Annotated in this window: 10 protein-coding genes; 5 read left to right on the top strand and 5 right to left on the bottom strand. The window is 72.5% G+C overall.

From position 1 onward, the window contains the following. Together PKC53_RS18125 and PKC53_RS18120 are read left to right on the top strand one after the other, a co-directional pair. On the top strand, nucleotides 1-432 hold a 432-nt coding region (locus PKC53_RS18125), incomplete at its 5' end, for a TRAP transporter small permease subunit (protein ID WP_324431193.1). A 4-nt stretch (nucleotides 433-436) separates the two neighbouring features. Next, the gene (locus tag PKC53_RS18120) at nucleotides 437-1828 is read left to right on the top strand and encodes a TRAP transporter large permease subunit (RefSeq protein WP_324431191.1); all 1392 of its coding nucleotides are present in this window, start codon (nucleotides 437-439) and stop codon (nucleotides 1826-1828) included. 10 nt (nucleotides 1829-1838) lie between these two features. Here PKC53_RS18120 and pmbA read toward each other — a convergent pair whose 3' ends face one another. After that, complete coding sequence (pmbA, locus tag PKC53_RS18115; protein ID WP_324431189.1) at nucleotides 1839-3209, bottom strand: metalloprotease PmbA; 1371 nt, start codon at nucleotides 3207-3209, stop codon at nucleotides 1839-1841. Between the two features lie 66 nt (nucleotides 3210-3275). Here pmbA and yjgA point away from each other — a divergent pair, with 66 nt between their 5' ends. Next, entirely contained in the window at nucleotides 3276-3824 is a 549-nt protein-coding gene (gene yjgA / locus PKC53_RS18110) for a ribosome biogenesis factor YjgA (RefSeq protein ID WP_324431187.1), read from the top strand. Next, nucleotides 3817-4413: a molybdopterin adenylyltransferase gene (mog, locus tag PKC53_RS18105; RefSeq protein ID WP_324431185.1), complete on the top strand. Its 597-nt coding sequence runs from the start codon at nucleotides 3817-3819 to the stop codon at nucleotides 4411-4413. The genes yjgA and mog overlap by 8 nt, the downstream gene beginning before the upstream one ends. Before the next feature lie 10 nt (nucleotides 4414-4423). On the opposite strand, the gene cysE is transcribed toward mog, so the two are convergent. Further along, the gene (gene cysE / locus PKC53_RS18100; protein ID WP_324431183.1) at nucleotides 4424-5203 is read right to left on the bottom strand and encodes a serine O-acetyltransferase; all 780 of its coding nucleotides are present in this window, start codon (nucleotides 5201-5203) and stop codon (nucleotides 4424-4426) included. Between the two features lie 41 nt (nucleotides 5204-5244). Next, entirely contained in the window at nucleotides 5245-6006 is a 762-nt protein-coding gene (locus tag PKC53_RS18095) for an RNA methyltransferase (protein ID WP_324431181.1), read from the bottom strand. Between the two features lie 110 nt (nucleotides 6007-6116). Between PKC53_RS18095 and PKC53_RS18090 the strand changes: the two genes are divergently transcribed. Continuing rightward, nucleotides 6117-7070 carry an inositol monophosphatase family protein gene (locus tag PKC53_RS18090; protein ID WP_324431179.1) on the top strand — a complete coding sequence of 318 codons (954 nt, stop codon included), beginning with the start codon at nucleotides 6117-6119 and terminating at the stop codon, nucleotides 7068-7070. A 120-nt stretch (nucleotides 7071-7190) separates the two neighbouring features. Here PKC53_RS18090 and PKC53_RS18085 read toward each other — a convergent pair whose 3' ends face one another. After that, a complete protein-coding gene (locus tag PKC53_RS18085; RefSeq protein WP_324431195.1) occupies nucleotides 7191-7733 on the bottom strand; it encodes a chromate transporter in 543 nt (180 codons plus the stop codon). 14 nt (nucleotides 7734-7747) lie between these two features. Further along, nucleotides 7748-8227, bottom strand: a 480-nt coding sequence (locus PKC53_RS18080; RefSeq protein WP_324431177.1) for a chromate transporter, incomplete at its 5' end; no start/stop codon positions are given.

Raw genomic sequence — 8227 nt, 5'->3', positions numbered from 1 at the left:
CAGCGCTACGTGTTCTCGACCACGCAGCTGTGGATGCAGGACCTGTACGTCTGGCTCAACGGCGCAATGTTCATGGGCGTGGCCGGCTACGCGCTGCTGATCGACGCGCACGTGCGCGTCGACATCCTGTACCGCCCGGCAAGCCGGCGCCGCAAGGCCTGGATGGACCTGGTCGGCGTGCTGCTGTTCCTGCTGCCGTTCTGCGCGGTCGTCTGGCTGTGGGGCTACGAGTACGTGATGCGCGCGTGGAACCTGAAGGAAGGGTCCGCCAACCCTGGCGGCATGCCCGGCCTGTTCATCCTGAAGACATTCATCCTCGGCTTCGTCGTGCTGGTGGGGCTGCAGGGCGTCGCGATCGCGCTGCGCAGCCTGCTCGTGCTCGCCGGGCGCGAGGCGCTGCTGCCCGCCCAGTACCGCTACCAGCAGGGGTGACGCGATGGACCCGGTGCTGATCGGCGAGATCCTCGCCGTCCTGATGTTCCTCGGCGTCATCGGCACGCTGCTGCTCGGCTTCCCGGTGTCGTTCTCGCTCGCCGGCACGTCGCTGATCTTCGCGCTGGTGGGCTGGTGGCTCGGCGTGTTCGACCCGTCGAACTTCGGCGCGCTGGCATCGCGCTACGTCGGCTTCATGACCAACGAGGTGCTGGTCGCGGTGCCGCTGTTCATCTTCATGGGCACCGTGCTCGAGCGTTCGCGCATCGCCGAGCAGCTGCTCACGACGATGGGCCGGGTGTTCGGCACGCTGCGCGGCGGCCTCGCGTTCTCGGTGATCGCGGTCGGCGCGCTGCTCGCCGCGTCGACCGGCGTCGTCGGCGCCACCGTCGTCACGATGGGCCTGATCAGCCTGCCGGCGATGCTGCGCGCCGGCTACGACCCGAAGCTCGCCTGCGGCGTGATCTGCGCGTCGGGCACCCTCGGCCAGATCATCCCGCCTTCGACGGTGCTGATCTTCATGGGCGACATGCTGGCCGGCATCAACGCCCAGGTGCAGATGTCCAAGGGCAACTTCGCGCCGACGCCGGTGTCGGTCGGCGACCTGTTCGCCGGCGCGATGCTGCCCGGCCTGCTGCTCGTGCTGCTGTACGCCCTGTACACGCTGTGGAAGGCGGTGTTCGACCCGAAGTCGTGCCCGGCGCTGGTGATCAGCGCCGACGAGCGCGCCGCGCTCGGCCGCGACGTGTTCACCACGCTGCTGCCGCCGCTGCTACTCATCGTCGCGGTGCTCGGCTCGATCCTCGCCGGCATCGCCACGCCGACCGAGTCGGCCTCGGTGGGCGCCGTCGGCGCGATGATCCTGGCCATCGCCAAGCGCCGCTTCAGCTACGCGATGCTGCGCGACGCGGCGATCGCCACCGCCACCGTCACGTCGATGGTGTTCGTGATCCTGCTCGGCGCCGCGGTGTTCTCGATCGTCTTTCGCATGATGGGCGGCGACGCGCTGGTGCACGAATTCCTGTCCGACCTGCCCGGCGGCACGATCGGTGCGCTGCTCGTCGTGATGCTGGTGATGTTCCTGCTCGGCTTCATCCTGGACACGTTCGAGATCATCTTCATCGTGATCCCGATCACCGCGCCGGTGCTGCTGGCGATGGGCGTCGACCCGCTGTGGCTGGGCGTGCTGGTCGGCGTGAACCTGCAGACCAGCTTCCTGACGCCGCCGTTCGGCTTCAGCCTGTTCTACCTGCGCGGCGTCGCGCCGTCGACGGTGACCACCGGGCAGATCTACCGCGGCGCCGTGCCCTTCGTCGGGCTGCAGGTGGTGGCCATCGCGCTGGTGCTGAGCTTCCCGGCGCTGGCCACCTGGCTGCCCAAGGTGGTGTTCGGCTGACGCCGTCGGTTCAGCTGCCGGCCACCTTCATCGACTCGACGAGCACCGAACCGGTGGTCTTGCTGCCGGTGGTGTAGGCGTCGGCACCGACGGCGGCGATGCGCCGGAACATCTCGCGCAGGTTGCCGGCGATCGTCACCTCGTGCACCGGGTGCACGATCTCGCCGCCTTCGACCCAGAAGCCGGCGGCACCGCGCGAGTAGTCGCCGGTGACGTAGTTCACGCCCTGCCCCATCAGCTCGATCACGAACAGCCCCCGGTGCAGCTTGCGCAGCATCGCCGGCAGGTCGTCGCCCGGCTGCGTCAGCCGGCTGGTCAGGGCCAGGTTCTGCGAGCCGCCGGCGTGGCCGGTGGTGCGCAGCCCGAGCTTGCGTGCCGAGTAACTCGACAGGAAGTAGGTCTGCACCACGCCGGCGTCGAGCACGGTGCGCCGGCGCGTGGCCACGCCCTCGTCGTCGAACGGCGCGCTGCCCTTGCCGCGCGGCACATGCGGGTCCTCGACGATGTCCAGGTGCGCCGCGAGCACCTGCCGGCCGAGGCTGTCGGGCAGGAAGCTCGCCTTGCGGTACAGCGCACCGCCCGACGTGGCCTGCACGTAGGCGCCGAGCAGCCCGGCGGCCAGCGTCGACTCGAACAGCACCGGCACCTCGCAGGTGGCGATCTTGCGCGCCTTCAGCCGCGACAGCGCGCGTTCGGCGGCATAGCGGCCCACCGCCTCGGGTGACGCGAGGTCCTGCGGCCGGCGCATCGAGCTGTACCAGTGGTCGCGCTGCATGTCGGCACCGCGCCCGGCGATCGGCGCGACGCTCAGCGAGTGGCGCGAACTGGCGTAGCCGCCGCGGAAGCCGCGGGTGTTGCCGGCGAAGAAGTGCGACTGCTGCGCCGACACGCCGGCCCCCTCGGAGTTGGTGATCCGCCGGTCGGTGCCCAGCGCGGCGGCCTCGCAGCGGCGCGCGATCTCGGCGGCGGCCTCCGCGTCGACGTTCCAGGGGTGGAACAGGTCCAGGTCCAGTGCGGCCTGAGCCGGCGTGGCCAGGTCCTCGGCGTCGGGCAGGCCGGCGGCCGGGTCCTCGGCGGTGAAACGCGCGATGTCGTAGGCGGCGCGCACGGTCTGCTCGAGCGCCGCCGGCGAGAAGTCCGAGGTGCTCGCGTTACCGCGCCGCTGGCCGAGGTAGACGGTCACGCCGACCGACTTGTCGCGGTTGCGCTCGACGTTCTCGACCTCGCCCATGCGCACCGACACCGACAGCCCCATGCCCTCCGAGACCTCGACGGCGGCGTCGCTGGCCCCGAGCCGGCGCGCCAGCGCGATCGCGTCGTCGACGATCTGCGCGAACTGCTCGCGCTGGTAGCTGAAACCGGGGGCTGGCGAAGGCGTCATGGGGTGCGGCAGGCGGTCGGCCGTGAAGGAGGCCGCGGCTATGATACCCACCGCCCTGTCGCCGCCATGCCCCGCCACGCGCCCGCCCTCGCCACCGACGCCGCATCCGACGAGCGCCCGAGCAAGACGGCGCTGAAGCAGCAGGCGCACGAGCTGCAGCAACTGGGCCGGTCGCTCGCGGCGCTGAGCGACGAGCGGCTGGACGCGCTGGCGATGCCCGACGCGTTGCGCGCCGCGATCGCCGAACTCAAGCGCACGCGTTCGCACGAGGGCCAGCGCCGCCAGCTGCAGTACGTTGGCAAGCTGATGCGCCGCGCCGACGCGCAGCCGCTGCGCGAGGCGGTGGCGCAGTCGCAGCTGCCGTCGGCACGCCAGTCGCTGCAGTTGCACCTGGCCGAGCGCTGGCGCGAGGAGCTCGCCCGCGACGACGAGGCACTGACGCGCTGGCTCGCCGAGCACCCCGACACCGATGCGCAGCGCCTGCGCGCGCTGGTGCGCAACGCGCGCCGCGACGCCGCGCTGCCGCCCGAGCAACGCCACGGCCGCGCGTGGCGCGAGCTGTTCCAGTTCGTCAAGCCGCATCTCGGCGAACCCGAGGAGGCCCCCGATGAGTGACTTCGACCCCGTGCGCATCGGCATCGTCTCGGTCAGCGACCGCGCCTCCGGTGGCGTCTACGAGGACCAGGGCCTGCCGGCGCTTCGCGACTGGCTACAGCGCGCGCTGAGGAACCCCCTGCACTTCGAGGCGCGGCTGATTCCCGACGTGGAGGCGACGATCAGCGCGACGCTGATCGAACTGGTCGACCACGCCGGCTGCAACCTCGTGCTGACCACCGGTGGCACCGGCCCGGCGCCGCGCGACGTGACACCCGAGGCGACGCTGGCCGTCGCGCACAAGGTGATGCCCGGGTTCGGCGAGCAGATGCGCCAGATCAGCCTGCGCTTCGTGCCCACCGCGATCCTGTCGCGGCAGGTCGCGGTGATCCGCGGCAAGGCGCTGATCGTCAACCTGCCGGGGCAGCCGAAGTCGATCGCCGAGACGCTCGAGGGACTGCCGGCCGCCGTGCCGCCGGTGCACGGCGTCTTCGCCGCGGTGCCCTACTGCATCGACCTGATCGGCGGGCCGTACCTCGAGACCGACGACGCGGTGTGCAAGGCGTTCCGGCCGAAGTCGGCACTGCGCGCGCCGCGCACGCCCGGCTGACCCGCCGCGGCTACTTGACCAGGCGGTTCAGCCGCTCGGCGTCGAAGGTCTCGGTGGTGTGCGCATCCTGCGGCACGCAGTCCTCGGCGGGCAGTTCGCGCGTGCGCGAGCCGAGCTTCTCGATCGCCTGCCACAGCAGTGCGATCTGGTGCTCGTGGCCGGCGGCGTTGTCGATCAGCCCCTTCATCGCCAGCGCCAGCGGGTCGTCGCCCTGCGTCACGCCGTAGGCCGAGAAGCCCATCTTCGCGGCCGCCTGCTCGCGCTGCGCGTCGGCGCTCTTCTGCACGATGCGCGCGGGAATGCCCACCGCGGTGGCCCCCGGCGGCACGGCCTGCAGCAGCACGGCGTTGCTGCCCACGCGGGCGCCGTCGCCCACGGTGAAGCCACCCAGCACCTTGGCGCCGGCACTGACGATCACGCCGCGGCCCAGCGTCGGATGGCGCTTGGTGCCCTTGCCCAGCGAAGTGCCCCCCAGCGTGACGCCCTGGTAGATCGTGCACTCGTCGCCGATCTCGGCGGTTTCGCCGATCACGACGCCCATGCCGTGGTCGATGAACACGCGCCGGCCGATCGTCGCGCCGGGATGGATCTCGATGCCGGTGAGCAGCCGCGCGAGCTGCGAGACGAAGCGCCCGAGCCAGCGCAGTCCGTGCCGCCAGCACCAGTTCGCACGCCGGTGCAGCACCAGCGCGTGCAGCCCCGGGTAGCAGGTGAGCACCTCCCACGCCGAGCGCGCCGCGGGGTCGCGCTCGAGGATGCAGGCGATGTCCTCACGCAGTCGGCTGAACATGGTGCGGTGTCGAAGTGGCCAAACAGTGTATGCGCTGGTGCTCAGCCCTGCCCGCGGCGCGGCGGCAGCGCGCGCTGCACCGCGCGCGCGATGCCGCGCAGGATGTGCACCTCCTGGAGCGTCGGCCGCGCGCGCTGCAGCAGCCGGTTCAGTCGCGGCAGCAGCTTCTTCGGCGACGCCGGATCGAGGTAGCCGACGTCGACGAGCACCTCGCGCCAGTGCGCGAGCAGCTGCTGCACCGCGCGCTGGTCGGCCGCCGCCGGCTCGGCCACCGGCGAGGCCACGTCGAATCCGCCCAGCGCCTGGCGCCACTCGTAGGCGACGATCTGCACCGCCTGCGCCAGGTTCAGCGAGCCGTAGCCCGGCGCGGTGGGGATGCTCAGGCACAGGTGGCAGCGGTAGACGTCGTCGTTGGCCAGACCGAAGCGCTCGCCGCCGAACACGAAGGCCACGCGGTCGCTGCCGGCGGCCAGCGCCGGCAGCGCGTCGCGCGGCGCGCGCGTGGGCGGGCCGAAGTCGCGCGGCGTCATCGCCGTGGCGCAGGCGAACGTGACGCCGTCGAGCGCGTCGGCGAGCGTCGCGACGATGCGCGCCCGCGCGAGCACGTCGGCCGCGCCGCTGGCCATCGCGACCGTCTCCTCGCGCGACAGCACGTCGGCGAAGCGCGGGCGCACCAGCACCAGGTCGCCGAAGCCCATGACCTTGATCGCGCGCGCCGCCGCGCCGACGTTGCCGGCGTGGCTGGTGTCGGTCAGCACGAAGCGGGTGCGCTGCGGGGGGGTCGGTACAATCTCGGGTCCCACGCCGCGCATTGTCGCCGTGCGTTCTTTGTGCGTTCTTTGTTCGCGCCGCCCGTGCCCGACTCGCGCCTCGCCGGCGCGTTCGCCTTCGCGCCCTGCCGCCCCGCCCTGCCATGTCGACCTCGCTGCACCCCATGCTCAACATCGCCGTCAAGGCGGCGCGCGCGGCCGGGGCGATCATCAACCGCGCGTCGCTCGACCTCGACTTGCTGAAGGTCTCGACGAAGAGCCCGAACGACTTCGTCACCGAGGTCGACCGCGCCGCCGAGCAGGCGGTCATCGACACACTGCTCGGCGCCTACCCGGGGCACGGCATCCTCGCCGAGGAGTCGGGGCGCGAGCGCGGCGCGAAGGACAGCGAGTACCTGTGGATCATCGATCCGCTCGACGGCACCACCAACTTCATCCACGGCTTTCCCGTGTACGCGGTGTCGATCGCGCTGGCGCACCGCGGCAAGGTCGAGCAGGCCGTGGTCTACGACCCGGCGCGCAACGACCTGTTCGTCGCCAGCAAGGGCCGAGGCGCCTTCCTCAACGACCGGCGGCTGCGCGTGAGCAAGCGCACGCGCATCCAGGACGCGCTGATCGGCACCGGCTTCCCTTTCCGCCGCGGCGACAACTTCAAGCGCTACGTGAAGATGTTCGAGGAGGTCATGCAGCACTGCGCCGGGCTGCGCCGCCCGGGCGCCGCGGCGCTGGACCTGTGCTACGTCGCCGCCGGCTGGTACGACGGCTTCTTCGAGACCGGGCTCAGCCCCTGGGACATCGCCGCCGGCTCGCTGATGATCACCGAGGCCGGCGGACTGATCGGCAACTTCACCGGCGAGGCCGACTTCCTCTACCAGCGCGAGGTGGTGGCCGGCAACCCGAAGGTCTACGGCCACCTGGTGCAGCTGCTCACGCCGTACTCGCGCGTCCTCGCGCCCGACGACGCGGCGACGTCCGGCGATGCGCCACCTGCGCCGACCCCGGAATCCGCGCTCGCCGCCGCCGTGGGTGCGCCGGCAGCCAAGGGCGCAGTGCGCGTGCGCCGCACGCCGACCACGCCGGACGAGCCGCGACGCTGAGGCGCCGCGGCGTCGACGGCTGCGCCAGGGACGTCGTGGCGGCCGGTCGAATCGGCCTTCGCGAGCTCGCGGCGCGGCCGAGCGGGTCAGACACGATCCGCGCCATCGCCGGCCAGCGTCTCAGACCCACCCGAGGGCGCCCAGCAGCGCCCCGGCGGCGAGCATCCACAGCAGGTGCACCCGGGTGCGCCACACCAGCAGCGTCACCGCCGCGGCCAGCGCGCCCAGCGGCGCGCCGCCTTGCGGGCCCTGCTGCGCCGTGGCCAGGATCCACGCGGTGGCCAGCAGCAAGCCGACGACCACCGGCGCCATGCCCTGCTTGAAGGCTCGCACCGCGCGGTCGTCGCGGTGGCGGTGCAGCCAGCGCGTGATCGCCAGCGTCAGCAGCGAACTCGGCAGCAGCATCGCGCCGAGCGCGATGGCCAGCCCCAGCGTCGCCGACACCGCGCCCTGCGCTTGCCAGCCCACGTTCCAGCCGAGCAGCGCGACGAACAGCACGTTCGGGCCGGGCGCGGCCTGCGCCAGCGCGATCGACGACGCGAACTGCGCGTCGGTGAGCCAGCCCTGCTGCACGACGAGGTAGCGGTGCATGTCGGGCGCCACCGCGATCGCGCCGCCCACCGCCAGCAGCGACAGCGCCAGCAGGTGCAGCGCGAAGCCCATCCAGTCGGTGGTGGTCACGGTGCACGTCCCACGCGCCGGTACGCCCATGCGCACGCCGGCAGCGCGACCACGGCGAGCGCCGCCGCCAGCGGCACGCGCAGCACCGCGACCGCGGCGAACATCGCGGCGACCACCGCGGCGCAGACCACGCGCCCGAGCACGTTGCGCGCCAGCGCAGCCGCCAGCTTCAGCGCGGTGCCGGCGACCAGTCCCGCCGCCACCGCGCCCATGCCGCGCAGCGCGCCCTGCGCCGCCGGCACGTCGGCCATCCCGGCGAAGCCCAGTGCCAGCGCCAGGAGCAGCAGCAGCGGCAGCAGCAGCAGCCCGGTGACTGCCGCGGCCGCGCCGCGCCAGCCGAAGTGCCGGTCGCCCAGCATCAGCGCGAGGTTGACGACGTTGGGGCCGGGCAGCGTCTGCGCGACGGCCCAGTCCTCGACGAACTGCTCGGGCGTCAGCCAGCCGCGGCGCTCGACCAGTTCGCGCTGCACCACCGC

It is taken from the genome of Azohydromonas sp., from assembly GCF_035325925.1.
In the GTDB taxonomy this organism is placed as follows: domain Bacteria; phylum Pseudomonadota; class Gammaproteobacteria; order Burkholderiales; family Burkholderiaceae_C; genus Calidifontimicrobium.
Note: the sequence above shows the minus strand (reverse complement) of the source record. Positions and strands in the feature narration are given on the sequence as shown.

What these genes read in the sequence shown, in the direction of transcription:
- mog (WP_324431185.1), top strand. Translation starts at nt 3,817, where the DNA reads ATGAGTGACTTCGACCCCGTGCGCATCGGCATCGTCTCGGTCAGCGAC.
- cysE (WP_324431183.1), bottom strand. Translation starts at nt 5,203, where the DNA reads ATGTTCAGCCGACTGCGTGAGGACATCGCCTGCATCCTCGAGCGCGAC.
- PKC53_RS18085 (WP_324431195.1), bottom strand. Translation starts at nt 7,733, where the DNA reads ATGGGCTTCGCGCTGCACCTGCTGGCGCTGTCGCTGCTGGCGGTGGGC.
- PKC53_RS18120 (WP_324431191.1), top strand. Translation starts at nt 437, where the DNA reads ATGGACCCGGTGCTGATCGGCGAGATCCTCGCCGTCCTGATGTTCCTC.
- yjgA (WP_324431187.1), top strand. Translation starts at nt 3,276, where the DNA reads ATGCCCCGCCACGCGCCCGCCCTCGCCACCGACGCCGCATCCGACGAG.
- PKC53_RS18090 (WP_324431179.1), top strand. Translation starts at nt 6,117, where the DNA reads ATGTCGACCTCGCTGCACCCCATGCTCAACATCGCCGTCAAGGCGGCG.
- pmbA (WP_324431189.1), bottom strand. Translation starts at nt 3,209, where the DNA reads ATGACGCCTTCGCCAGCCCCCGGTTTCAGCTACCAGCGCGAGCAGTTC.